Source organism: Paraburkholderia sp. AV2 (genome assembly GCF_054968425.1).
In genome coordinates, this window is the sequence record NZ_JBANLK010000059.1 from 1 (window position 1) to 24,480 (window position 24,480).

The window sequence follows — 24,480 nt, forward strand, 5'->3', positions numbered from 1 at the left end:
CTATCCCCCCGTTCGTCACGAGATTGCCTGACCCGCCCGCCGGGGGCCGGGGATTTTTTGCCTGTTGCGGGGGCCCGGCGCGCAGGGGCGCCGCCCCCGCCGCGGGCGCTTTACGCGGCGCGCGGACGCGTGCTGGCGTGAATCCAGCCGGCCAGCGCGGTAAACGCGAGCCCGGCCACGCACACGCCGATCCAGCCGAACGCGTGCCAGGTGGCCGCGCCCACGGCGGAGCCGGTTGCGCCGCCGATGAAATAAGCAACCATGTAGACGGTGTTGACGCGGCTGCGCGCTTCGGGCCTCAGTGCGTAGATGCGCGACTGGTTCGAGATCTGCGCGGCCTGCACGCCAATGTCGAGCACCACCACGCCGATCACGAGCCCGACGAGGCTCTTGCCCGAAAACGCGAAGATCACGAATGCGAGCGCGATGAGCGCGATCGACAGCGTGATGACGGCGCGCGGTCCGCGCCGGTCCGCCGACCGGCCCGCCCAGGGCGCGGCCATGGCGCCCGCCGCGCCGACGACGCCGAAGAGGCCCGCCACCTGCGGCCCGAGGTGAAACGGCGCACCCGCCAACAGCAGGGTGAGCACCGGCCAGAACAAACTGAACGCGCCGAACAGGCATGCGCCCGTCAGGGCCGCTTCGCGCAGCCCGCGCAATTCGAGTGTGAGGTGCCACATCGAGGCGAGGAGCCGTCCGTAGCCGAGCCGGGAGGTGGGCTGACTGCGCGGCAGCTTGAGTACGATCACGACGGCCAGCGCGAGCAGCGCGACGATCGAAGCGCCGAACACGGCACGCCAGCCGAAGTACTGGCCGACGAAGCCTGCGGCCGTACGCGCGAGCAGGATGCCGAGCAGCAGTCCGCTCATGACGGTGCCGACGGCATGGCCGCGCCCTTCGGGGGGCGCGAGTTCGGCGGCGAAGGGCACGGCCTGCTGCGCGATGGTCGCGAGCACGCCGATCGCGAGACTTGCGCCGATCAGCACGCCGAGCGTGGGGGCCGTGGCTGCGAAGAAGAGCGCGACGCATACGCCGGCGATCTTCAGCAGGATCAGGAGCCGGCGGTCGTAGCGGTCGCCGAGCGGGGCGAGCAGCAGCATCCCGGCGGCATAGCCGAGCTGGGTTGCGGAGGGCACGGCGCCAATCCAGGCCGCGCCCGAGGGGAACGACTTGCGGAAGTCGTCGAGGAGCGGCTGGTTGTAGTAGATGTTCGCGACCGAGACGCCGGCAATGGTCGCGAGCAGGAGCAGCAGGCCGCGCAGCGACTGGCTATCGGCTGCGGTGGTGGTGGAGTCGGGTGTGGACATGGGCAGGAGCGGGCGGTGCCCGGCAAGACGCAAAAGCAACGGCGGACGGCATTCGAGGGTGCCGATCATACCGGAGCATGTCGGATCGTGCTGACGCCCGACCGGACGCACGGGTGCGGGGCGGCCCGCTCCGGACGGCTGAAGTGTCAGGCGACGTGGTTGCCCGAGGGGCCGGGCAGCGGGCTGAGAACCGGGCTGAGAACCGGGCTGAAAAGCGGCCCCGGAACCGGCTCCTTGAACGGATAAGGCCCGTCCGATTCGTCGACGTACACGTGATGCGTGACGAGTCCGCTGTGCGGGTCGTAGCGATGCAGCGCGAACGCGGGCGGCTCGAGCGTGAAGCTCGACGGCGCACCGGGCGCGAGGTCGAGCGTGACCTGATGCGCCGGCGAGGGGATGGCCGAAGCGATGGTGCCGCCAAAGCGCACGAACATCGAGCGGTGCACGTGGCCGCACATGACGCGTTCCACGTTCGGGTGCTGCGCGACGAGCGCTTCGAGCGCCACGGCCGCCTGCGGATCGAGGCGGATCGCATCCATATGGTCGACGCCGCTGTCGAACGGCGGGTGATGGAGCGCGACGATCACTGGTTGTCCGCGCGCGGCGTCGAGCTGTTGCGCGAGCCATGCCAGCCGCGCCGCGCACAGCGTGCCCGCGCTCTGGCCCGGCTGCAGGGAGTCGAGCGCGAGCAGACGCAGTGGCCCAATCTCGACGGCATAGTGCACGAACGGGCCGCCTGCGCGCAGTTCGGCGCGCTCGGGAAAAACCTCGCGCAGCGCCTCGCGCGTGTCGTGATTACCGATCAGCAGCCAGTACGGCATGTCGAGCGTTGCCAGCAGCGACTTGAGGTGCCGGTACTCGGCGGCCGAGCCCTGGTCCACGAGGTCGCCGGTGACGACCGCGGCGTCCGGGCGCGGCACGAGGGCGTTCAGCCGCGCGATGGTCCGCGCAAGGCGTGCGGCGGTATCGACGCGCTGGTACGCGAGCGCGCCCGGTTGCTTGACGTGCAGGTCGCTGATCTGGGCGAGCAGCATGGGAGCCTCTCGATGGGAGTGACGGGTGGTGGCGAAGCTTATGTTACGCGAGCGGGCGGGGCCCCGGTGGTGGCGTCACGGGAGTTCGAATTCGCCGTCTTCGTGCGATACCCGTGCGAGGTGTGCGGCATGGGCGACATCGGCGAGGGGCGCGCTGGCGATGGCGGCGATCGTGTCGCCCTCGCGCAGCGTGTGCGGCAGCACGAGCCGAGGCGCCGCGCCCGCGCACTCGCCGCCGATGTACGCCATCAACTGCTGCCATGCCATACGGCCGATCTCGCGATTCGGCGTACCGATGCTCGCGAGCGGCGGTACGAGCAGCGCGCCGGTCGCGAGGCCGTCGAAGCCGAGAATCGACATGTCCTGCGGCACACGCACCCGCGCGCGGCGCAAGCCGCGCATCACGACCATCGCGAGCAGGTCGTTGCTGCAGAAGAGGGCGGTGGGACGCTGCGAGCCGTTCGTGAGATGCGCGAGCACGGCGGGCGGGAGTTCGTCGGTTGTGAGGTCGATTTCGAGCACGGGTTCCGGGATGAGGCCCGCCTGCCGCATGGCGAGCACGTAGCCTGCGTGACGCTGGCGGGCGCGGTCCGAGGCCGGGGGCGTGGCCGTCAGCATCAGGATGCGGCGGTGCCCGTGCGCGATCAGCATGCGCACGCCGTCGTTGGCTGCTTCGCGGTTATCGACCGAAACCGCGGGGTGGCGCTGCGTGTCGTTGTGCATGAGCACGTAGGGCGGGCCGTCTGCGTCGAGCTCGTCGAGAAGCGAATGAGCGTCCGCATCGGCCACAGTGAGGATCAGGCCTTCTACTCGTTGTGCCCGCAACATATCAACCGCGCGGCGCTCGCGCTCGCGGTCATACTGCGTGGTCGTGAGCATGAGCCGGAAGCCCTCCGCCGCGGCCAGTTCGTCGATGCCTTGCAGGCATTCGGCGAAGACGGGATGGGCGAGCGTCGGCAGCACCACGCCGACGAGCCGCGTGCGCTCGCCGCGGAGCTGGCGGCCGAGCGAACTTGGGCGGAACCGCAGAGTGTCGACGGCCTCGCGCACTTTCGCGAGCGTGACCGGGTTGACCGTATGTGGCGCGTTGATCGCTCGGGAAACGGTGGCGATCGAGAAACCGGCGTGTGCGGCGACATCCTTGATGGTTGGCGTCATGCTGGCGGCCCCGAACGTTGTAAACGTTTTCGACGAGCCGATTATGGAAAGCACGTGTGACCGCGCGATGACCTGGCGCGCTTGGGGAGGGGGCGGGGCAATGGTAGAATCCCGTCCGCCCTTGCCGGGGTGATGAAATTGGTAAACATAGCGGACTTAAAGAGAGATTGAGTGCCCGGCCGGAAACGACCGGTGCAGAACCCCTCAAATTCGGCGAACCCCCTGGGCCACGTGTGCGGCGCCGAGGCAACGCCGAGCCAAGCCCGCTGCTGCGCGACGTGCGGCAGCGTGGAAGGTGTAGAGACTAGACGGGGGGCGCCTGGGGCTTCGCGCGGCGTGTAACGCGGCGTGTCGCTACGGCGAAGGCATAGTCCAGCGCACGAACGCGCGCCCCGACCTGGCGTGCGGCGTCGAAAGACGTGGTGTGACGAAAATCCGCCGCCTCACGGCTTGCCGGTTCGAGTCCGGTCCCCGGCACCATCCGTTGTCCGGATGTCTACGAGATTGTCCGAAAGCCCCAGCGCGGTTGTCGACCCGCTGGGGCTTTTGTCTTGCGTGGGGCCCGGGTTCGCCTCGGGTCGCGCCGTTCACTTCCCGTTGACTGCCACGAAAAGCAGGGGCATAACGGGACATCCTTGGAGCAGGTCATGAAATCCAGTGTTTCGATGAAAGTGTTGGCGGTCGCGGTGCTCGGGGTCGCTCTGCTTTTCTGGCTCAAATATCGCGCCTCGTGGCTCGATTCCGGCAACGTCTCGATCAAGGTCGGAAGCACCTATGCGATATCGTCGGTGATTCTGGCGTGCCCTACCGGTGCTCAGGGCGCCGCGCCTTCCGCCGGCAATCCGGGTGCTTCGGCGGTCCAGAGCCCCGGGGCGTGCCTGACGTTGCAGCCCGGTACGCGCATCAAGGTTCTGCGTATCGACGCCGCAGACAATGGCGCGAGAGCTGTCGTCTTCAACCTGCCCGACGCGCCGGCGCAAGGCGAGCTTTGGTCTACGGATGCGCCTGTCGCGAAATAACGCCCGGTCGCGCCGTGATCCTCGCGAGGGTGAGTGGCGTTTAGGATCAGCCCGTCAACGGCTGCCGATCTGTCCGGTGCGCGGATTGATCAGCCTGGCGAAGCCGAACAGGGCCACGATACCGAACGGGCATGCTATGAAGAATGCGATCAACATGATCCGACCCAGGCAAAGACGTAACAAAATGTTTCGTCAGTGTAGTCCGACCATGCGAATTGGGTACTGGGGAGAACGACAACAAACTATTCCGCTGAAGCGGGAAATGGGCCGCGGCAGGCGCAGCCAGCGGACTTCCTGCGTGTTTCCTCAGATGCAGTCGAATACTACCTCTACGGTTTGCGGCGTCACGCCGCGTAACCCTTCGCTGTGTATCTCCACAGTGTGCAGTTCCTGACGACGCTTGCGGCAATAGGCTTGCGCCTCCTTGAGGCCGGCGTTCCGGACGCGGTTCCAGGAGACCATGTCCCAGCGAGCGCGGCTTGTGACCGTCAGATGCCCATCCTGTCTTGAATTTACGTCGGTGACCGACGTGCATGCCGCCAGCATACTAAGCCCTGCCCACAGGATGCTTCTCTTCATGAATTCCCCCGGATACCGGTGCATTGTCGCTGCCTCCCGGCGGCATTGGCAACCGGAAAGAACGCCGGGGGATGTACTGCAGCAAGGAGCGGCGCAGGTTTGCGCCTCGCTTGGACCTAACCCGGCGTGGCCGATTCCTTGACGGTCGCGGAGGCCACGGTCTCGTACGGCACCGTCACCGAAGTCCGACCACGCAATGCGGGCTACGCCTCGATTAACGCGCGCACCTGCGCTTCGATTCGCGCCTGTTCCGCGGCTGGCAGCGCGGCGAGGAAGCTCGTCTCGACTTCACACGCGCGGGGATGACGTCCTCCGGCGAGCCGGTGTGCCCGACCGGGAAGTGTTGCTCGTGCGGCGGCTCGAATCCGGCAAACGGGAAAGCCCCGCGCCATTGGCCGGTGTAGTAGCGCGGTGTCGGGGGGGGGTAATCGGGGCGGCCGCGAACGTAGTGGTCGGCGGCGGTAAGCGGTAGGAGAGTAGCCTTCGGTAGCGGTTCGATGAACGGTGCGCGAGCATAGCCCCATGGGTATCGGCCAGACACCCAAAAGCAGCCGGCACCGCTGCCGGCTAGCGAAACGACAGGACCATCCTGCCCGTCGTGGCGCGAAGCGCCACGCAAGGCGACTCGTCAGGCTGGGCGGAGCTTAGTCGTGGGCGACGTGGTCGCCGACCTGGCCCTGACCGGACACGAGGCAGTTCGACATGAAGTTTTCGCCCTGGCTGCGCGCGCCCAGTTCGGTGAAGCCGCGCGCCAGTGCCTCGGCCTTCACGAGCAGGGAGCCTTGCGCGCAGGTGAGCGAACTACCGCCGTGCGCCTCTACGCGGGTGATGACCCGGTTCGCGACGAGAAGTGCAAGGATGATGACGACGCCGACATTGAACGCTTGTCTCATGATTTCGTCTCCTTTAGCGAACAGACTAGCTCACACGCGGGGCGCGTGAATCCAGGAGTTTCCCGGCGATGCAGCGCAGCACATGCGGCGCGAAAAAGGCTCGTTAAATGCGTACTGCGTAATGGTTCGTTAACCTGAGCATACGGAGTCCAGTGCATAGCGCCTTTACTGGTGCGGCGCTGCGCGGTGTGGCCGCGACGCGAGACATCGCATTGCATCGCAGCAATGCCGCGTCGCGTCACATGGGACGTCTGCAAACGACTGTAGCTTTGTTGTGCTGAATCAGCGAGGAGAAAAAGCGCGACAGATCGACACGGCTGCTGGGGGACGCATTCGGCACTGTTTTTCGAGGGGTTCGATAGTGTGTTGGCACTGTCACCAGCGTTCGGAGTACTGGCGAATTTCGGACCTTGGTGCGTGGTCCTGAGCAGTGAGCTTGCCTGCCGCTACAACTTGCGCCGGGCGCCAGGCTATGGCGCCGATAGTCGCAATGTCATGCCAGCACCCTGCGTCGATTATTCGCCTGTGGCGACAAGTGACTTCACTTCTGAGCTATTTATCGGCAGGGGCGGGATTCCTAAAATGGCATTCATCGAAATGCCATAGCGTTCCGCGGGAAGCGATGGCGAGCAGCAGGAGCCATCATGAAATCCTTCATCGAACGACAGTTTTATCAACCTGTGTGGGTCCTGCCCATGGTGGACCTCATGCAGATGATGGTTGCGGTCGACTTCAATCTCAGCCAGGTCGGGTTGCTGGTCGCCACGCGGGGGGGGCGCGTCGCGTTGCAGCGCTCGCGCGAACTGATTGCGTGTTCCCAGGGCGAGTGCGTTCACTGAATCTGCGGGTTTCCAGAACGAAACATCGAAGACACCTTAACAGGCCGCCATACATCGCCTGCACCGATCCCCCGACGCGCGGCAGCATTGCCCGTTTGCTGCTGTGACGTCACCTTCCGAGCCTTTTCGCGTTGCGAGACGGCTCTTTTTTTTCCCGATTTCCGATGCGCAACGGCGCGCCCTCGCTGGGGAATATCGTGCAGACCCGTTCGCACAGCTTCGCCGCGATGCCGGCGTAATATGGCGCGAGAAGTTGAGCAGCGGCACGAAGCGCGGATGGCGCAGCGCCGGAAAGCCGCGATTTCGCGCGGTCACGAAGGAGAGGCGGCATGGCACAACGATTCGATGCGATCGTGATCGGCACCGGGCAGAGCGGCCCGCCTCTCGCGGTGCGGCTCGGCAAGCATGGACGCAGGACGGCTGTGATCGAGCGCGCGGCGTTCGGCGGAACCTGTGTGAACGTGGGCTGCACACCGACCAAGGCTTATGTCGCATGCGCACGCGCCGCCCATGTCGCGCGTCACGCGGCGGCATACGGCGTGCATGTGGATGGCGCGAGGCAACCGGGTGACGTGCGCGTCGATCTCGCGTTCGTGAAGGCGCGCAAGGACGGCATCATTGGTGCGTCGCGCAACGGTGTCGAGCAATGGCTGCGCAAGGCGCCCAACGTGACGGTGTTGCAGGGCCATGCCCGCTTCGTCGGGCCGCATGCGGTGCGCATCGAAGGGGCGGGCGGGCAGACGGAGGAGTTGGAGGCTCCGGAGATTTTCATCAATACCGGCACGCGCGCGCTGATTCCCTCGATTCCGGGCGTCGATCGTATCCGTTACGAAACGAACTCCACGATCCTCGCGCTGGACACGCTGCCGTCGCACCTGGCGATTGTGGGCGCCAGCTACATAGCGCTCGAATTCGCGCAGATTTTCCGGCGTTTCGGCAGCCGGGTCACGGTGCTCGTGCGCGGCGCGCGGGTGCTTTCGCGCGAGGACGACGATGTGGCGCGCGCGGTGCAGGACGTGCTGGCAAGGGAAGGCGTGGAATTTCGCTTCGGCGCCGAACCGCGCAGCGTCGCGCCGCTCGACGGCGGCGGTGTGCGCATCGCGCTCGACGCGGGCACGCTCGACGTCTCGCATCTGCTGTGCGCCACGGGGCGCATCCCGAACACCGACGACCTCGGCCTCGACGCCGCCGGCATCGTGCGCGACAGACACGGCCTGATTCCGGTGGACGGGCAGTTGCGCACGAATGTCGAGGGCGTTTGGGCGCTCGGCGACGTGAATGGACGCGGCGCGTTTACGCACACCTCGTACGACGATTTCCAGATCGTCGCCGCCAACCTGCTGGACGGCGCAAGCCGCAGCGCCGACACGCGCATTCCGGCCTACGCTGTATTTGTCGATCCGCCGCTGGCGCGCGTGGGGCTCAGCGAGCGCGAAGTGCGCGAGCGCAACCGGCCGGCGCTGATCGCGACCATGCCGATGTCGCGAGTCGGCCGCGCTCGCGAGCGCGGAGAAACGGACGGCTTCATGAAGGTGCTCGTGGACGCGCAGACGAAGCGCATAGTGGGCGCGTCGATCGTCGGCATCGAGAGCGACGAAGCGATCCATACCTTCATCGACACGATGACCGCCGACGCGCCTTACACGACGCTGCGGTTCGCGATGCACGTGCATCCGACCGTGAGCGAGCTGGTGCCCACGCTGCTGGACGGCTTGAGGCCGCTGTCATGAGCGTGATGCCCGGCGGCGCGTTCGGCAACGTATTCGCCGGTATCGACCGTGCAGCCGGCGCCGAATGTGTCGAGCAACTGGTCGCGCAACGAGGTGTCGTGATCGAGAGAATCGTTTCGACAGGGCAGGTGAGTCCCGCGGGATTCTGGTACGACGATCCACGCGACGAATGGGTGGTGTTGCTGGCCGGCGCCGCCGCGTTGCAGTTCGAGTCGGAGAGCGGCGCGAGACGGCCGCTGCTGCCCGGCGACTACGTGCACATTCCGGCGCATTGCCGGCACCGGGTGGCGTGGACCGACAAGTCGGCGCAGACCATCTGGATCGCTGTCTATTTCGGCTCGGAGGGCGAGGCGGCCTGATGGCGTTACAGGCCCGGCGCCGTCGGCGATAATCGCGCGTGTGTCCACCCGCTTCGTCTTTTCGCCCGAACCTCGCATGTCTTCACGAATTCCGCTTCGCGTCGCCCTGGTTTCCGATACGCACAATCTGGTGCGCCCGGAGTTGCTGCGCTTCGTCGAGGGCTGCGACGCGATCGTTCATGCAGGCGACATCTGCGATCAGGCGGTTCTCGATGCGCTCGCCGCGCTCGCGCCGCTGACCGTCGTACGCGGCAACAACGATCGTGGCGCATGGGCGGAGTCGCTGCCGGTGCAAACCACGCTCGAGATCGGTGGCATGAAGATCGCGGTCGTGCACGAGTTGCCCGATTTCCGCGGCGATCCGGTGCAGGAGGGGATTGCGCTCGTGGTGAGCGGTCATTCCCACAAGCCGTCGTGCGAGACGCGTGACGGTGTGCTCTACGTGAATCCCGGCAGTGCGGGGCCGCGGCGGTTCAGGTTGCCCGTGACGGCGGCGATGTTGATGACAGGAAACCCGGGTGGCCCGAGCGTCGAGCACACCCATCTGATCTGATCAGACCCGCACCGCGGCGGCGGGGTATTGCTCCTCTTCCTCCAGTTCGCGGGCGAGGCGCACGCCGCGCAGCACCGCGTGCGCTTCCGCCCTGGTGCCCACGCTCGGCGCCGATCCCGGCAGCGGCCGGCGTGCGGTTTCGTGCAGCGCGAGCACGGCGACGATGCCGATCACGGCCGCGCCCATCAGATAGTAGGCGGGCATCATCAGGTTGTGGGTGCTGTCCACGAGCCAGGCGGCGACGAGCGGCGTGGTCCCGCCGAACAGCGACACCGACACATTGAAGCCGATGGCGAGCGCGCCGTAGCGGATCGGCGTGGGGAACAGCGCGGGCAGCGCCGAAGGCATCACGCCCGTAAAGCACGACAGCAGCGTGCCGAGGATCAGGAGTCCGCAGAATACGGGGAGCACCGCCGCGGTCTGGATCAGCATGAGCGCGGGAATCGAGAGCGCGATGAGTCCGACGCACCCCGCGAGCATCACCGGCTTGCGGCCGATCGCGTCGGAGAGGCGGCCGGCTGCGAGCGTCATCGGCATCATCAGCACCATCACGATCAGCACGAGGGAGAGGCCCCAGGTCTCGCTGAAGTGCAGTGTCGCGGAGAGATAGCTCGGCAGATACGAGAGCGCCATGTAGTCGGTCACGTTGAAGATCAGCACGAGGCCCACGCACAGCAGGAGGGGGCGCAGATGCTGTTTCAGCAGCGAAGCCAGCGTCATCTTCTGGCGCGCTTTTTCGTCGGCTTCGCGGGCCTCGGCCTCGCGCTTGAACGCCGGCGTTTCTTCCAGCTTCAGGCGGATATAAAGGCCCACGAGCCCGAGCGGCCCCGCGATCAGGAACGGGATGCGCCAGCCCCAGTCGAGGAGCGCCTCGTGCGAGAGCGTTGCGGTGAGCAGCGCCACCGTGCCCGCGCCGCACACATAGCCGATCAGCGTGCCGAATTCGAGGAAGCTGCCCATGAAGCCGCGGCGCTTGTCGGTGGCGAATTCGGCGATGAAGGTGGCTGCGCCGCCATACTCGCCGCCCGTCGAGAAGCCCTGCACGAGACGCGCGGCGAGCAGCAGCACGGGCGCCGCGATGCCGATGGACCCGTACGAGGGGATCAGGCCGATCGCGAAGGTGCCGCAGGCCATCAGGATCATCGTCATCGCGAGCACGCGCTGGCGGCCGATGCGGTCGCCGAGGGGGCCGAATACCATGCCGCCGATCGGCCGCACGAGGAACGCGGCCGCGAACGTGCCGAAGGTCGCGATGAGCTGGGCCGAAGGGCTGCTCGACGGGAAGAACACCTGGCCGAGCGTCACGGCAATGTAGCTGTACACGCCGAAGTCGAACCATTCCATGGCGTTACCGAGTGCCATGGCGCCCACGGCGCGTTTGAGAAGAGTCTTATCGACGATGGTGATGTCGTCGAGCTGAAGTTCGGACGAGGCTGCTGATCCGGAGGTGGAAGCGGTCACGGTGGGCATCTCCAATGACTGCGGGGACCGCACGAGCGGTCCGCCACGGTTTTGCCGGGAGAGTGCGGTTTCGCGAAAGGGCATGCCTTCCCGCGAACCCGGTTACGGCGCGACGGGGACAGGCGTGCCGATGCGTCGCGAAACGACACTCGGGCGAATTGTGCGTAAGCGTTGCACCTGCGTGGCCTGGCATGGGGGGCAGGGTGCATGAGGACGCTGGACGGGCACGGGCGTGCCTGTGAAGCGCTGCTGAAACGAAAAAGAACGGCCGCGCGGCGGTCCGGTCTTTTTGTATGAAAACATTCAATTCGCTCGCGCAAGGTGCGCGTTAAATTGAACGCAATTGATGGCTAAAGCCTGTTGAACGAAGCGACATGATAGCACGATGACGGAAGATCGTGCAAACGGCCTTGGCCTTGCGGGGCCGGCGGGGCGCCGCAGGCCCCGTGTGGCGGGGGATTGCGCCGATTTCGCGGGACGGCTGGAATTCGGTAAATACATAAAAAAATCCGCGCACGCGGCGCGGATTTTTTACGCTTTGCGGTCGCCCGTGAGGGAGGCCGCGAGGTGCCGCAGAAGCCAATCAGCCCTCGGTCGGCGGCACGTAGCCGGACGCCTGGTCGGCGCCTTCGCCGAAGAAGAACTTTTCGGTCTGCTTCATGAGGTACTGGCGCGCGCGCGGGTCGGCCATGTTCAGGCGGTTTTCGTTGATCAGCATGGTCTGCTGCTTCAGCCAGGCCTGCCAGGCCTCTTTCGAAACGCTTTCGTAGATGCGCTTGCCGAGTTCGCCCGGCAGCGGGGGGAAGTCGAGACCTTCGGCTTCCTTGCCGAGCTTCGCGCATTGGATCATACGGGCCATGCTGTGCTTCTCCTGTAGTCGTATGGGGGCGGCGGCGCTCAGAGCTGCTTCATCAGCACGAGCGATTTGCGCTGCCAGTTATAGAGTCGGCGGCGGTCTTCGGGCAGGTCGTCGACCGTGGCCTTGACGAAGCCGCGCTTGAGGAACCAGTGCTCGGTACGGGTCGTCAGCACGAAGATGCGCGTGAGGCCGCGCGCGCGGGCACGCTGCTCGATCCGGCGCAGCAGGCGTTCGCCGTCGCCGGAACCCTGCGCTTCGGGCGCGACGGTCAGGCAGGCCATTTCGCCGATGCGCTCCTGCGGATACGCATAGAGCGCGGCGCAGCCGAACAGCACGCCATCGTGCTCGATCACCGAGAAGTGGTCGATGTCGCGCTCGATCTGGTGGCGGCCGCGCCGCACGAGCGTGCCGTCCGTCTCGAGCGGCTCGATCAGCGTGAGGATGCCGCCGACGTCGTCGGGCGTCGCCTCGCGCAGGCTCTCCAGGTTCTCGTACGAGATCATGGTGCCCACGCCGTCGTGGAGGAACAGTTCGAGCAGCAAGCTGCCGTCGAGCGCGTAAGGCAGGATGTGCGCGCGGCCCACGCCGCCGCGGCAGGCGCGGATCGAGTGCTTCAGGTAGAACCCCGCGTCGCCGAGCACGGTGCCGCCTTCGTGCAGCTTGTAGGCGTCGTCGAGCGACATTTCGCGGATCAGCTCGCCTTCCTCGTCGGCGAGGCCCGGCGTTTCGGTGAGGAAAATGATCTTGTCGGCGCGCAGCGCGATCGCCGCCGCCGAGGCCACGTCCTCCATCGAGAGGTTGAACGCCTCGCCCGTCGGCGAGAAGCCGAGCGGCGACAGCAGCACGAGCTTGCGGCTCGCGAGCGAATGGCGGATCGAGTCGGCGTCGATCTTGCGCACGACGCCCGTGTGCTGGAAGTCCACGCCGTCCAGGATGCCGACCGGGCGCGCGGTCACGAAATTGCCCGAGACGACGCTGATGTGCGCGTGCGCCATCGGCGTGTTCGGCAGACCCTGGCTGATCGCGGCCTCGATGTCGAGACGCACTTCGCCGGCCGCTTCCTTCGCGGACTCGAGCGCGCGGGCATTCGTGATGCGCATGCCGTGCGAGAACTCGGACTCCACGCCGTGCAGGCTCATCTGCTCTTCGACCTGCGGTCGCGAGCCGTGCACGAGCACGATCTGGATGCCCATGGCCTGCAGTAGCGCAATGTCGGCCGCGAGCGCGTTGAGCAGATTCTGGTGCACGACCTCGCCGCCGAAGCCGACGACGAACGTCTTGCCCTGGAAGGCGTGGATGTAGGGCGCGACCGATCGCATCCAGTCGACGAACTGCGCGTGCTGTGCCACTTCCTGCGAAGCGGAATCTGCAGCCGCGATGGAAGTCGGCGAGCCTGCGGGCGTGGGGACGAGGTCGGTTTGGGAATTCATGCCCGGGATTATAATGCGCCCCCATGTCGAATGTACCCAAAAGACCTGCGTCGGAGCAGGGCAGCAACACGCGCGGCGAGTCCGGCGCGGCGCATGGCGGCGCGCCGGAAAAAAGCGCTGCGCAAAAGTATGGCGACGCGCAGAAACCGGCGTCGGCGGAACGGCTTGCGGCGCTCGTGAGCGGTGGCGCCCGCGCGCAGGACAAGCGTGGGCAACAGGTGCCGCAAACGCCGCACGCGGCGAAGGAAGAGCAGGCTGCCGCGCCCGCGCCCGGCGCGCGAAATCCCGAACGCGCTGTGCGCGCGAGCGACGAACGCAAGGAGCGCGGGGAGCGTCCCGCGCGCCGCGTGATCGAGCCCAATCCGGTTCCCCCGATAACCTTCCCCGAAGCGCTGCCCGTTTCCGGCCGCCGCGAGGAAATCGCGCGCGCGATCGCCGGCCACCAGGTCGTGATCGTGAGCGGCGAAACCGGGTCGGGCAAGACCACGCAGTTGCCGAAAATCGCGCTTGCGCTGGGGCGCGGCCTCGGTGCGGGCGGCACGGGTTTGATTGGCCACACGCAGCCGCGCCGGATCGCGGCTTCCGCCACGGGGCGGCGCATTGCCGAAGAGCTCGGCACGCCGTTCGGCCAAGTCGTGGGCTACAAGGTGCGTTTCACGGACAACCTCTCGCCGGGCGCGTCGGTCAAGCTCATGACCGACGGCATTCTGCTTGCCGAAACGCAGACCGATCCGCTGCTGAAGGCCTACGACACGATCATCATCGACGAGGCGCACGAGCGCAGCCTCAACATCGATTTCCTGCTCGGCTATCTGAAGGAGATCCTGCCGCGCCGGCCCGACCTCAAGCTGATCGTGACCTCCGCGACGATCGACGCGGACCGCTTCGCGCGCCACTTCGGCAGCGACGAGAAGCCCGCGCCGGTGATCGAGGTGAGCGGGCGTCTGTATCCGGTGGAGGTGCGCTATCGCCCGGTGCAGGAAGACAGCCCCGCGGTGAAGGTGGCGCAGGGGACGACGGGCCGCGAGAAAGGAAAGTCGCAGCGGGATGCCGATCGCGACCTGATGGACGCCATCGTCGATGCGGTAGACGAGCTGTGTCGCGAAGGTCCGGGCGACGTGCTCGTGTTCCTGCCCGGCGAGCGCGAGATTCGCGACGCCGCGGAGGCGCTGCGCAAGCACCATCCGCCGCACACGGAAATCCTGCCGCTCTTCGCGCGGCTTTCCGCGCAGGAGCAGGAACGCGTGTTCAAGTCGTCGAACGCGCGCCGCATCGTGCTCGCCACCAACGTGGCGGAGACCTCGCTCACGGTGCCGGGCATTCGCTACGTGGTCGACACGGGGCTGGCGCGCGTGAAACGCTACTCGTACCGCAACAAGGTCGAGCAACTGCAGATCGAGTCGATTTCGCAGGCCGCGGCGAACCAGCGCGCGGGCCGCTGCGGCCGCGTCGCGGACGGGGTCTGCATTCGCCTCTACGAGGAGCAGGATTTCCTGTCGCGGCCGAAATTTTCCGATCCGGAAATTTTGCGTTCGTCGCTTGCGGCCGTGATTCTGCGCATGAAGTCGCTGCACCTCACGGCGATCGAAACGTTCCCGTTCATCGAGCCGCCGCCGGGCCGCGCCATCGCGGACGGCTATCAACTGCTCAACGAACTGGGCGCCGTGGACGACGACAACGCGCTCACGCCGCTGGGCCGCGAACTCTCGCGTCTGCCGCTCGATCCGCGCGTGGGCCGCATGATCCTCGGCGCGCGCGACGAGCAGTCGCTGCGCGAGGTGCTCATCATCGCGAGCGCGCTTTCGGTACAGGACCCGCGCGACCGCCCGATCGAGGCGCAGGAGCAGGCCGACCAGGCGCACCGGCGCTTTGCCGACGAGCGCTCGGAATTCCTCCAGTGGCTCAAGATCTGGGCCTGGTTCGAGGAGGCGGTCGCGCACAAGAAGTCGAACAAGCAGCTCGTCGATTCGTGCCGGGCGAACTTCCTCTCGCATCTGCGGCTGCGCGAATGGCGCGACGTCCACTCGCAGTTGCTCACGGTCGTGCGCGAGCATGGCTGGCGGCTGAACGAATCGGAGGCGACGTACGAGCAGATTCATCACGCACTGCTTACGGGCCTGCTCGGCAACATCGGCCTGAAAGCGGACGACGATCCGCATTACCTCGGCGCGCGCGGCATCAAGTTCCATCTGTGGCCCGGCTCGGCCCTCGTGAAGAAGGCCGGCCGCTGGGTCGTGGCGGCCGAACTCGTCGAGACGAGCCGCCTTTACGCGCGCTGCATCGCGAAGATCGAGCCGGAATGGCTGGAGAAGGTCGGCGCGCATCTGTTGAAGAAGTCGCTTTCCGAGCCGCATTGGGAAAAGCGTGCCGCGCAGGTGAGCGCGTTCGAGCGCGGCGTGCTTTACGGTTTGCCGGTTTATCAACGCCGCCGCGTGGCGTTCGGCAGGCAGGATCCGGCGCGCGCACGCGAACTCTTCATTCGCGGCGCGCTCGTGGAGGGCGAGTTCGACACGAAGCTCGCGTTCTTCGCGCACAACCGCAAGCTGCTTGCAGACATCGAACAGCTCGAGCACAAATCGCGCCGCCAGGATGTGCTCGTGGACGACGAATTGATCTACGCGTTCTACGATCAAGCGCTTCCCGACGGGATCTATTCGGGCGCGTCGTTCGAGCGCTGGTATCGCGACGAGGTGAAGAAGAGCGGACAGCCCGAGGACAAGCTGCGCCTCCTGTACCTCTCGCGCGACGACCTGATGCGCCACGAGGCAGCGGGCGTCACGACCGAACTGTTTCCGAAGCGCATGACGATGTCGGGCGTCGCGATGATGCTCACCTATCACTTCGAGCCGGGCTCGCCGCGCGACGGCGTGACGTTAGCGGTGCCGCTCTACGCGCTCAACCAGGTCGACGCGCGGCGCTGCGAATGGCTCGTGCCGGGCATGGTCAAGGAGAAGGCGCAGTTGCTGCTCAAGTCGCTGCCGCAGAAGCTGCGCCGCCACTGCGTGCCGCTGCCCGAATACGCGGCCGGCTTCGCCGGGCGGATGGGCGGCGAGCGCTTCGGCGCGGGCGGGCTGCTCGAGGCGCTGATTGCCGACGTGCGCGAGCAGACCCAGGTCGCGATGAAGTCGTCCGACTTCAAGCTCGAGACGCTACCCGCGCACCTGTTCATGAACTTCAAGGTGATCGACGAGCACGGACGCCAGCTCGCCATGGGGCGCAATCTTGCGCAACTGCGTGCGGAGCTGGGCGCCCAGGCGCAGCAGCAGTTCCAGAAGCTGGCCAGCGCGACGGCGCTGGCGGCGCTCGAAACGCGTGGTCAAAGTGGCCCAGGTGGCGCGGACGGGCAGGGCGGTGGCACGGAACCGCAGGCGGCCAAAGCAGCCGGCGCCGGTATGGTGCCGCGCAAAGGCAATGCGCCGCAGACGCCCCATATGCTGCCCGCCGCCGAAGGATCGCCTGCCACGGCGCTCTACGAGAATCTCACCACCTGGAATTTCGGTAAGCTGCCCGAGCTGCTTGAGATCCGTCGCAGCGGGCAGACGCTATTCGGTTATCCGGCGCTCGTGGACCGCGGAACGCACTGCGACGTGGAAGTGTTCGATTCGCCCGAAGAAGCGGCGCGCATTCATCGCGCGGGATTGCGGCGCCTGTTCGCGCTGCAGTTGCGCGAGCCGGTGCGCTACCTCGAGAAGAACCTGCCGGGTCTGCGCGAAATGGCGATGCATTTCATGGCGCGCGCCACGCAGGAGGAGTTGCGCGACCAACTGGTGGAGCTGGCGCTCGACCGCGCCTGTCTGCAGGACCCGCTCCCCGACGACGACACGAGCTTCCACGTGCGCCGCGACGAAGGGCGCGGGCGGCTCTCGCTGCTCGCGCAGGAGATCGCGCGGCTCGTGGGCCAGATCCTTGCCGAATATGCGACGGTGGGGAAGAAGCTCGTGCAGGCGAAGGCGTTCGGTCCGGCCGCAGTCGACATGCAGGCTCAGCTCGATGCGCTGATCGGCAAGCGGTTCGTCGTCGACACGCCGTACGCGCAACTCGTGCATTTTCCGCGCTACCTGAAGGGCATTGCGCTGCGCATCGACAAGCTGCGTGCCGACGCCTCCCGGGACGCCCGCCTCGCCGCCGAACTGCTGCCCCTGCAGCAGCAGTATCAGCGCGCGCTGTCGCAGCGCGGCGGCGTATTCGATCCCCGGCTCGGCGAATTCCGCTGGCTGCTGGAAGAGCTGCGCATCTCGCTATTCGCCCAGGAGTTGCGTACGCCGATGCCGGTATCGATCAAGCGCCTGCACAAGGTCTGGGAATCGATGCAGCGTTAGGGGGAGGTTGCGGCAGGCGGGGTGCAGGCGGTCCACCGGCCCCTTCCCGGCAATGAATGACGCGGGAGGCGTGGTTTTCTGCCGCATGCCTTTCATTTCACGGGGCCTACGTCAACCTTGCTAAAGGCTGGACGTTCTACAATCACGAATCCCCCCGGAAGTGAGTTCCCATGCGTTCCTCTGAATTTCGCCGCGCGTTTTTCCACACCGCCGGCCGTCTCGCCGCTGCCGGCGCGCTCGCGTGTACCGCGCTTTTTTCCCTCGCCGCGCACGCGAACACGGTCAACAACGTGATCGTGCTCAATTCCGGCGAGGCCACGCTCAGCCTGATCGATCCGCAAACGCAGCAGGTCATCGGCACCGTGCCCACCGGCAAGGAGCCGCACCACCTCCTTCCCACGCCGGACAACCAGTCGCTGATCGTCGCGAATTCGGTCTCGAACAATCTCTTGTTCGTCGATCCGAGAACGGGCAAGCCCCAGCACTGGGTCGAGAACATCGAAGATCCTTACCAGCTGGGTTTCTCGCCGGACAACAAGTGGTTCGTCACGACCGGTCTGCGCCTCGACCGGCTCGACATCTATCACTACGCCGGCGGCGGCAACGTTACGCTTGCGAAGCGCTTGCCGCTCTCGGCCATGCCCAGCCACATGGCGTTCACGAAAGACAGCCGCGTCGTGTTCGTCTCGCTGCAGGTCTCGGGCGAGATCGCGGCCGTGGATCTGCCCACGCAAACGGTGCTCTGGAAGATGAAGGTCGGGCCGGCGCCGGCGGGGCTGTGGCTCACGCCCGGCGACAAATACCTGCTGGTCGGCATGACGGGTGCCGACTACGTCGCCGTCGTGGACTGGCGCAACCAGAAGATCGTCAAGCAGATCCAGGTGGGCAAGGCGGCGCACAATTTCCGCTCGCTCGTGGACGGCCGCCACGTGCTGGTGTCGAGCCGTATATCGAACACGATCAGCATCATCGACGAAGAAACGCTCGAGAAGACCGGCGAGATCAGCGGCCTGATGCCGGGTCCGGACGACATGGAGCTCACGGCCGACAAGCGTTACCTGTGGGTGACGTTCCGCTTCGCGAAGCACGTGGGCATCGTCGACATGCAGACGAAGAAGCTCGTCAAGACGATTCCCGTGGGGCGCTCGCCGCACGGCATCTACTTCTACGACCGCGCGCCGGTCGCAGCGCCCAACGGCGCGTAGATGGGGGTTCCCCGTGGCTCGGGGGCGCTCCAGGTGTCTTGCGCCGTGACGGCTGCAGCGGCGGCCTGCGCGGTGGTTTATGCTTGCGGCTGTAGCCGCCATTCCTGCGGCGTTTGCGTTCTCCACCACACTAGTCGTTGCCACCCAAGCCCGCATGAATGATCTGCTGCGCTCGTTCGGACGCGCACTCGCAAGCGTGTTCCATCCCGTCATGCTGCTCCTCACGTTCCTGCCGTTCCTGCTGGCGGCGCTCGTGTGGGGCGCACTGCTCTATGTCTTCTGGCAGCCGTTGATCGAAACGGCCCGCGTCTGGCTCAGCAACGGGTCGTTCACGGCCACGCTCTATCACGTGTTCGACTGGCTCGGCTTCGGCGGCCTGCGCGCCGTCGTGGCGCCGTTCGTCGTGATCGCCGTCGCAATCCCGCTGATCGTCGTGACCGTGTTGCTGTTGATCGTTGCGCTCGCCATGCCGCGCGTAATCCGCTATCTGTCGAACCGGCAATACGCGGCGCTGGAAATGCGCCGCGGCGGCAGTTGGTACGGCAGCCTGGCGCACTCGTTGTGGACCACGCTTGTCTGCCTCGTTCTGATGGTGGTGACGCTGCCGCTATGGCTCGTGCCGCCGTTCTTCGCGCTGATTCCGCCGCTGTTGTGGGGCTGGCTCACGTATCGCGTGATGACCTACGACGCGCTCGCGCTGCACGCGAGCAGCGAGGAGCGCCGCGCCATCGTGCGCCGCTATCGTCTGCCTTTGCTGACGATCGGTGTGGTGAGCGGGCTGCTTGGTTCCCTGCCCACGGCGATCTGGGTGTCGTCGGCGTGGCTCGTGGTGCTCTTTCCCGTGGTCGCCGCGCTGACCATCTGGATTTACGCGTTCATTCTGGTGTTCACGGCGCTCTGGTTCGGCAACTACTGCCTGCGAGCGCTCCAGCGCTTGCGTGCGGAGACTCCGCATCACGTGGTGCCCGCGCGCTGACATTCCCTATTCCGCCCATACAACGAGACGAGGCGACACATGGCATTTGGCGTCATCATCATCGGCGACGAGATTCTCTCCGGGCGCCGTCAGGACAAGCATCTGCCGAAGGTTATCGAGCTGCTCGGCGCACGCGGGCTCTCGCTCGAGTGGGCCGAGTACGTCGGCGACGACCCGAAGCGGATCACCGATACGTTGCGCCGCAGCTTCGCCTCGGGCGATGTCGTGTTTTCGACCGGCGGCATTGGCGCGACGCCGGACGACCATACGCGCCAGTGTGCGGCGGCGGCGCTCTCCGTGCCGCTCGCGCTGCATCCGGACGCGGAGGCGGCGATACGCGAGCGTATTCGCGACATGCATACGGGCAGCGATCCCGTGAATTTCGGCTCGCCCGAGAACCAGCATCGCTTCCAGATGGGCACGTTTCCGGTGGGCTCGGAGATCATCCCGAACGGCTATAACAAGATCCCCGGTTTTTCGATTCGCGATCACTACTTCGTGCCGGGCTTTCCGGTGATGGCCTGGCCGATGATCGAATGGGTGCTCGACACGAAATATGCGCATCTGCATCACCAGACGCCGCACGCCGAGAAGTCGCTGCTCGTGTTCGAGTTGCCCGAATCCACGCTCACGCCGCTCATGGAGCGCATCGAGCAGGACTTTCCGGGCGTGCGCGTCTTTAGCCTGCCGAGCGTCGGCGATGTCGAGCGCGGCGGCATCTATGCGCGACGGCATATCGATCTGGGTGTGAAGGGCGAGCCCGAGGCCGTGGCGGCGGCCTTCGTGAAGCTGCGCGAAGGCGTGCACCTGCTGGGCGGCGATGTCGTCGAGCCACAGGAAGCCGGTGGCCGCGGCGAGCCGCGCACGGGCGCCTGAGCGGCGCGCTATGGCTTCAGTACATCATCGGCCTGTCACACGCGGCGCTCAAAGTGGCCAATCGGCCCGCAGCGGGCGCGGGTTTTGCGAGAGGCGTCAGGCGCCGATCCAGGGCAGGCCGCGGAAGCACCAGCCCGTGACGGTCTTGCGATGACCCTGGCTGTCCTTGTCGCCCTCGAAGCCTTCGAGCAGATCGTAGGCGTGTGTGTAACCCGCCTTGGCGGCTTCCACGGCGGCGAGCTTCGAGCGCGCGGCGCTGCGGCAGAGGAACAGCACCGGCGCGTCCGGTTCGACGGCTCCGTGCAACTGGGCGAGAAACTCGGCGTTCGGCACGCCGCCGGGATAGCGGGTCCACTCGACATGGGCGTACTGGCCGTCGCCCACGACGGGGCGGCCCACCCAGTCCAGCTCGGCACGCGTGCGCACGTCCACGAGGCGCGCTCGCGGATCGAGTTGCAGAAGCTCGAACGCCTCGGCGGGCGACACTGCGCCCGCGTAGGACAGATGATTCTCGACGCGGCGCTTCTCGGCCTGGGCATACAACTGTTCGAGCGTACTCATGACAACGGATCTCCTGTGTCGGCCAGAGTGGGAGTTTGAGCGGTTGACTCTGGGCCTATGAAGGTTACTGATTGGCATTGGACCAGGAGATCATTCTAGCGCGCTGCACTTCGACGGGCGTGGCGCGTCCGCTGGGGCGTTGGCAGAGGCGAGGGGCAGAAACGCATCAATGTGGTGCATGTTTGTCGGTTTGCACCATAATTGAGTAAATTCGGCGAGCCAATATCGGGATTGCACGAAATTGGTGCTTATGGCAGACCGGCCTTGGCCGCAGGGCGACGAAGAGGTCAGACGTTTTCACTCTAACTGCGCGTCGCCAAAAGGATTTGCGCCAGCTTGGCGCATGCGTGGCACGGAAGCTGCTTTATACGTCGCGATCGATTCGTAGCCGGCCGGCCGATCGCGGCCAAGGATGGCGCCGGCGAGGATCAACAGATTCGGGACGGCGACGCAAGCGTGTTTGCCGAAATTATCAATCAGGAGAAAAGGTTATGAGTAAATCCGTGGCCGACGTCATGCAACTCGTCAAGGACGAAGACGTCAAGTTTGTCGACTTCCGCTTCACCGACACGCGCGGCAAGGAACAGCACGTTTCGGTGCCGGTTTCGGCATTCGAAGAAGACAAGTTCGAGAGCGGCCATGCGTTTGACGGTTCGTCGATTGCCGGCTGGAAGGGCATCGAAGCCTCGGACATGCTGCTCGTGCCGGACGCCAACACCGCCTTCATCGACCCGTTCTACGAAGAATCGACGCTCGTGCTGACCTGCGACGTGGTCGAGCCGGCCGACGGCAAGGGCTATGAGCGCGACCCGCGCTCGCTCGCGAAGCGCGCCGAAGCGTACCTGAAGAGCACGGGCCTTGGCGACACGGCGTTCTTCGGTCCGGAGCCGGAATTCTTCATTTTCGATTCGATCCAGTGGAACACGGACCAGTCGGGCTGCTTCGTCAAGATCGGCTCGGAAGAAGCGCCGTGGTCGTCGGGCAAGGAATTCGAAGGCGGCAACACGGGTCACCGTCCGGGCACGAAGGGCGGCTACTTCCCGGTCGCGCCGGTCGATTCGTTCCAGGACATCCGCTCGGAAATGTGTCTGCTGCTCGAACAGATCGGCATTCCGGTCGAAGTGCACCACCACGAAGTGGCGGGTCAAGGCCAGAACGAAATCGGCACGAAGTTCTCGACGCTCGTGCAGCGCGCGGACTGGACCCAGCAACTGAAGTACATCGTCCACAACGTGGCGCACACGTACGGCAAGACGGCGACGTTCATGCCGAAGCCGGTCGTCGGCGACAACGGTTCGGGCATGCACGTTCACCAGTCGATCTGGAAGGACGGCCAGAACCTGTTCGCGGGTAACGGCTATGCCGGTCTGTCGGAATTCGCGCTGTTCTACATCGGCGGCATCATCAAGCACGCTCGCGCGCTGAACGCGATCACGAACCCGGGTACGAACTCGTACAAGCGTCTCGTGCCGCACTTCGAAGCCCCGGTCAAGCTCGCCTACTCGGCGCGCAACCGTTCGGCGTCGATCCGCATTCCGCACGTGTCGAACCCGAAGGGCCGCCGTATCGAAACGCGCTTCCCGGATCCGCTGGCCAACCCGTACCTGTGCTTCTCGGCGCTGATGATGGCAGGTCTGGACGGCGTGCAGAACAAGATCCACCCGGGCGAAGCCGCCGACAAGAACCTGTACGACCTGCCGCCGGAAGAGGATGCAAAGATCCCGACCGTCTGCGCGGGCCTCGACCAGGCGCTGGAAGCGCTCGACAAGGATCGCGAGTTCCTGACGCGCGGCGGCGTGTTCACCGACGGCATGATCGACGCTTACCTCGAACTGAAGGAATCCGAACTGCAGCGCGTGCGCATGACCACGCACCCGGTCGAGTTCGAGCTGTACTACTCGCTGTAAGTCGAAGATGACGCAACGCCTGCTGCGGCATGGCGTTGCGCTGCTTCGATCTGCTTCGAACAGTTTGCCGCGCGCGACGATCGCGACCGGTCAGGAAGGGACGGCGGCGCCGTCCCTTTTTCGTTGCGCCGCCGGGCTCCGCCCGGGGCGCCCGAGGACCTGCGCGAGTGCCGTTGCGCGGAGCCCTCGATATCGATATTGCCGGCGTGCCGCACGGCGCCCGGCCGGATACATGGTGCTCAAGAATCTGATCAAGGCCAGGAAGGGCCACGCCGAACCGCTCTCGGACGACGCGCCGCTCGTCGTTTCGGGCCTGCTGCCCGGCTTCGAGGCGCTGCCGACGGTCGTGCTCGTGCTCGACAAGCGCACGCTGCGGGTGGCGTTCGCCAATCCGTCGGCCGAGGCCATGCTCGATCTGTCGCGCCGGCAGCTCGGGCAGATGGCGTGGTCCGATCTCTTCACCAACGCCGACGAACTGGTCGCGACGATTGCCTCGATCGCGGAACACCGCTTTCACGCCACGCGCCTCGACGCGACGCTCGAACGCCCGGGCCGCGAGGCGCTGCACGTGCATGCGATCGTCGGCTTTCTGGAGAGCGCGCCCGACTACGTGCTGCTCGAACTGTTCGAGAACGAGCGGCACATCAGGAGCGACCGCGAGGAGCGCATTCAGGATCTCACGGCCGTCAACAAGCATCTGATCCGCAATCTCGCGCACGAGATCAAGAATCCGCTGGGCGGTATTCGCGGCGCAGCGCAGTTGCTCGAATTCGAGCTTGGCGCGCTGCAACGCGACGAACTGCGCGAGTACACGCAGGTCGTCATCAAGGAGTCCGACCGCCTGCAGACGCTCGTCGACCGGCTGCTCGAGCCGCACCGGCATCCGCATATCGTCGGCGACGTGAACATTCACGAGGTCTGCGAGCGCGTGCGCGCGGTGATTCTTGCCGAGTTTCCGCGCGGGCTCACGATCGAGCGCGACTACGACGTGAGCGTGCCCGATCTGCGCGGCGACAAGGAGCAACTGATCCAGGCACTGCTCAACATCGTGCGCAACGCGGCGCAAGCGCTGCGCGAACGCATCTCGCAGGGTGACGCGCGCATCGAGCTGCGCACGCGCATCGCCCGCAAGGTCACGATTTCAAAACGTCTGTGCAAGCTGGCACTGGACTTGCATATCACCGATAACGGACCCGGCATTCCGGAGGACATCCGCGACCGCATCTTCTATCCGCTCGTGTCGGGGCGCGAGGACGGCAGCGGTCTCGGACTCACGCTTGCCCAGACCTTCGTGCAGCAGCACGACGGCCTGATCGAGGTGGACAGCCGTCCTGGACACACCGAGTTTCAGATCCTCCTGCCGCTCGACTGCTGACACGACTGCTGAAAAGCGCACGCCAACAAGACTTCTGACC

At 65.9% G+C, this 24,480-nt stretch carries 20 protein-coding genes; 11 read left to right on the forward strand and 9 right to left on the reverse strand.

Features of this window, described 5'->3' with window-relative positions; translation table 11 throughout:
* Positions 1–110: 110 nt before the first annotated feature.
* From V8683_RS27545 to V8683_RS27555, 3 genes are all read right to left on the reverse strand, one after another.
* Positions 111–1,307, reverse strand: a complete 1,197-nt coding sequence (locus V8683_RS27545; RefSeq protein WP_411189985.1) for an MFS transporter — start codon at positions 1,305–1,307, stop codon at positions 111–113.
* A 146-nt stretch (positions 1,308–1,453) separates the two neighbouring features.
* Complete coding sequence (locus tag V8683_RS27550; RefSeq protein WP_411189984.1) at positions 1,454–2,341, reverse strand: phosphodiesterase; 888 nt, start codon at positions 2,339–2,341, stop codon at positions 1,454–1,456.
* 75 nt (positions 2,342–2,416) lie between these two features.
* Positions 2,417–3,499, reverse strand: coding sequence for a substrate-binding domain-containing protein (locus V8683_RS27555; RefSeq protein WP_411189983.1), 1,083 nt, complete (start codon positions 3,497–3,499; stop codon positions 2,417–2,419).
* 635 nt (positions 3,500–4,134) lie between these two features.
* Here V8683_RS27555 and V8683_RS27560 point away from each other — a divergent pair.
* A complete protein-coding gene (locus tag V8683_RS27560) occupies positions 4,135–4,518 on the forward strand; it encodes a hypothetical protein (protein WP_411189982.1) in 384 nt (127 codons plus the stop codon).
* A 306-nt stretch (positions 4,519–4,824) separates the two neighbouring features.
* Here V8683_RS27560 and V8683_RS27565 read toward each other — a convergent pair whose 3' ends face one another.
* Together V8683_RS27565 and V8683_RS27570 are read right to left on the reverse strand one after the other, a co-directional pair.
* On the reverse strand, positions 4,825–5,097 hold the full coding sequence (locus V8683_RS27565; RefSeq protein ID WP_411189981.1) for a hypothetical protein: 273 nt from the start codon (positions 5,095–5,097) through the stop codon (positions 4,825–4,827).
* Between the two features lie 644 nt (positions 5,098–5,741).
* A complete protein-coding gene (locus V8683_RS27570) occupies positions 5,742–5,990 on the reverse strand; it encodes a hypothetical protein (protein WP_411189980.1) in 249 nt (82 codons plus the stop codon).
* 644 nt (positions 5,991–6,634) lie between these two features.
* On the opposite strand from V8683_RS27570, the gene V8683_RS27575 reads away from it, so the two are divergent.
* The 4 genes from V8683_RS27575 to V8683_RS27590 all read left to right on the forward strand — a co-directional run bounded on the left by V8683_RS27575 (position 6,635) and on the right by V8683_RS27590 (position 9,471).
* On the forward strand, positions 6,635–6,829 hold the full coding sequence (locus V8683_RS27575) for a hypothetical protein (RefSeq protein ID WP_411189979.1): 195 nt from the start codon (positions 6,635–6,637) through the stop codon (positions 6,827–6,829).
* Between the two features lie 329 nt (positions 6,830–7,158).
* Positions 7,159–8,559, forward strand: a complete 1,401-nt coding sequence (locus tag V8683_RS27580; protein ID WP_411189978.1) for an FAD-containing oxidoreductase — start codon at positions 7,159–7,161, stop codon at positions 8,557–8,559.
* On the forward strand, positions 8,556–8,918 hold the full coding sequence (locus tag V8683_RS27585; RefSeq protein ID WP_411189977.1) for a cupin domain-containing protein: 363 nt from the start codon (positions 8,556–8,558) through the stop codon (positions 8,916–8,918). The genes V8683_RS27580 and V8683_RS27585 overlap by 4 nt, the downstream gene beginning before the upstream one ends.
* 76 nt (positions 8,919–8,994) lie before the next feature.
* Positions 8,995–9,471, forward strand: coding sequence for a metallophosphoesterase family protein (locus V8683_RS27590; RefSeq protein WP_411189976.1), 477 nt, complete (start codon positions 8,995–8,997; stop codon positions 9,469–9,471).
* Here V8683_RS27590 and proP read toward each other — a convergent pair whose 3' ends face one another.
* From proP to argA, 3 genes are all read right to left on the reverse strand, one after another.
* Positions 9,472–10,941, reverse strand: coding sequence for a glycine betaine/L-proline transporter ProP (proP, locus tag V8683_RS27595; protein WP_411189975.1), 1,470 nt, complete (start codon positions 10,939–10,941; stop codon positions 9,472–9,474).
* A gap of 574 nt (positions 10,942–11,515) precedes the next feature.
* Complete coding sequence (locus tag V8683_RS27600) at positions 11,516–11,791, reverse strand: oxidative damage protection protein (protein WP_411189974.1); 276 nt, start codon at positions 11,789–11,791, stop codon at positions 11,516–11,518.
* Between the two features lie 38 nt (positions 11,792–11,829).
* Positions 11,830–13,221, reverse strand: a complete 1,392-nt coding sequence (argA, locus tag V8683_RS27605) for an amino-acid N-acetyltransferase (RefSeq protein ID WP_411189973.1) — start codon at positions 13,219–13,221, stop codon at positions 11,830–11,832.
* A gap of 23 nt (positions 13,222–13,244) precedes the next feature.
* Between argA and hrpA the strand changes: the two genes are divergently transcribed.
* The 4 genes from hrpA to V8683_RS27625 all read left to right on the forward strand — a co-directional run bounded on the left by hrpA (position 13,245) and on the right by V8683_RS27625 (position 20,597).
* Positions 13,245–17,540 (forward strand): ATP-dependent RNA helicase HrpA, encoded by a 4,296-nt coding sequence (gene hrpA, locus V8683_RS27610; protein ID WP_411189972.1) that lies wholly within the window; start codon positions 13,245–13,247, stop codon positions 17,538–17,540.
* Positions 17,541–17,710: 170 nt separating this feature from the next.
* Positions 17,711–18,745: a YVTN family beta-propeller repeat protein gene (locus V8683_RS27615; RefSeq protein ID WP_411189971.1), complete on the forward strand. Its 1,035-nt coding sequence runs from the start codon at positions 17,711–17,713 to the stop codon at positions 18,743–18,745.
* 154 nt (positions 18,746–18,899) lie between these two features.
* Complete coding sequence (locus tag V8683_RS27620; protein WP_411189969.1) at positions 18,900–19,721, forward strand: EI24 domain-containing protein; 822 nt, start codon at positions 18,900–18,902, stop codon at positions 19,719–19,721.
* A gap of 39 nt (positions 19,722–19,760) precedes the next feature.
* Positions 19,761–20,597 carry a competence/damage-inducible protein A gene (locus V8683_RS27625; RefSeq protein ID WP_411189968.1) on the forward strand — a complete coding sequence of 279 codons (837 nt, stop codon included), beginning with the start codon at positions 19,761–19,763 and terminating at the stop codon, positions 20,595–20,597.
* Positions 20,598–20,693: 96 nt separating this feature from the next.
* On the opposite strand, the gene V8683_RS27630 is transcribed toward V8683_RS27625, so the two are convergent.
* Positions 20,694–21,158, reverse strand: coding sequence for a rhodanese-like domain-containing protein (locus V8683_RS27630; protein WP_411189967.1), 465 nt, complete (start codon positions 21,156–21,158; stop codon positions 20,694–20,696).
* 491 nt (positions 21,159–21,649) lie between these two features.
* Here V8683_RS27630 and glnA point away from each other — a divergent pair, with 491 nt between their 5' ends.
* Together glnA and glnL are read left to right on the forward strand one after the other, a co-directional pair.
* On the forward strand, positions 21,650–23,065 hold the full coding sequence (gene glnA / locus V8683_RS27635) for a type I glutamate--ammonia ligase (RefSeq protein ID WP_411189966.1): 1,416 nt from the start codon (positions 21,650–21,652) through the stop codon (positions 23,063–23,065).
* A gap of 232 nt (positions 23,066–23,297) precedes the next feature.
* Positions 23,298–24,440 (forward strand): nitrogen regulation protein NR(II), encoded by a 1,143-nt coding sequence (glnL, locus tag V8683_RS27640; protein WP_411189965.1) that lies wholly within the window; start codon positions 23,298–23,300, stop codon positions 24,438–24,440.
* The last annotated feature ends 40 nt before the right edge of the window (positions 24,441–24,480 follow it).

Excerpts from the sequence above, each read along its gene's own strand:
- V8683_RS27570 (WP_411189980.1), bottom strand. The coding sequence starts at position 5,990 with ATGAGACAAGCGTTCAATGTCGGCGTCGTCATCATCCTTGCACTTCTC.
- V8683_RS27575 (WP_411189979.1), top strand. The coding sequence starts at position 6,635 with ATGAAATCCTTCATCGAACGACAGTTTTATCAACCTGTGTGGGTCCTG.
- V8683_RS27590 (WP_411189976.1), top strand. The coding sequence starts at position 8,995 with ATGTCTTCACGAATTCCGCTTCGCGTCGCCCTGGTTTCCGATACGCAC.
- V8683_RS27630 (WP_411189967.1), bottom strand. The coding sequence starts at position 21,158 with ATGAGTACGCTCGAACAGTTGTATGCCCAGGCCGAGAAGCGCCGCGTC.
- V8683_RS27600 (WP_411189974.1), bottom strand. The coding sequence starts at position 11,791 with ATGGCCCGTATGATCCAATGCGCGAAGCTCGGCAAGGAAGCCGAAGGT.
- V8683_RS27580 (WP_411189978.1), top strand. The coding sequence starts at position 7,159 with ATGGCACAACGATTCGATGCGATCGTGATCGGCACCGGGCAGAGCGGC.
- V8683_RS27545 (WP_411189985.1), bottom strand. The coding sequence starts at position 1,307 with ATGTCCACACCCGACTCCACCACCACCGCAGCCGATAGCCAGTCGCTG.
- V8683_RS27625 (WP_411189968.1), top strand. The coding sequence starts at position 19,761 with ATGGCATTTGGCGTCATCATCATCGGCGACGAGATTCTCTCCGGGCGC.
- V8683_RS27585 (WP_411189977.1), top strand. The coding sequence starts at position 8,556 with ATGAGCGTGATGCCCGGCGGCGCGTTCGGCAACGTATTCGCCGGTATC.
- hrpA (WP_411189972.1), top strand. The coding sequence starts at position 13,245 with ATGTCGAATGTACCCAAAAGACCTGCGTCGGAGCAGGGCAGCAACACG.
- V8683_RS27615 (WP_411189971.1), top strand. The coding sequence starts at position 17,711 with ATGCGTTCCTCTGAATTTCGCCGCGCGTTTTTCCACACCGCCGGCCGT.
- glnA (WP_411189966.1), top strand. The coding sequence starts at position 21,650 with ATGAGTAAATCCGTGGCCGACGTCATGCAACTCGTCAAGGACGAAGAC.
- argA (WP_411189973.1), bottom strand. The coding sequence starts at position 13,221 with ATGAATTCCCAAACCGACCTCGTCCCCACGCCCGCAGGCTCGCCGACT.
- V8683_RS27550 (WP_411189984.1), bottom strand. The coding sequence starts at position 2,341 with ATGCTGCTCGCCCAGATCAGCGACCTGCACGTCAAGCAACCGGGCGCG.
- proP (WP_411189975.1), bottom strand. The coding sequence starts at position 10,941 with ATGCCCACCGTGACCGCTTCCACCTCCGGATCAGCAGCCTCGTCCGAA.
- V8683_RS27620 (WP_411189969.1), top strand. The coding sequence starts at position 18,900 with ATGAATGATCTGCTGCGCTCGTTCGGACGCGCACTCGCAAGCGTGTTC.
- V8683_RS27555 (WP_411189983.1), bottom strand. The coding sequence starts at position 3,499 with ATGACGCCAACCATCAAGGATGTCGCCGCACACGCCGGTTTCTCGATC.
- glnL (WP_411189965.1), top strand. The coding sequence starts at position 23,298 with ATGGTGCTCAAGAATCTGATCAAGGCCAGGAAGGGCCACGCCGAACCG.
- V8683_RS27565 (WP_411189981.1), bottom strand. The coding sequence starts at position 5,097 with ATGAAGAGAAGCATCCTGTGGGCAGGGCTTAGTATGCTGGCGGCATGC.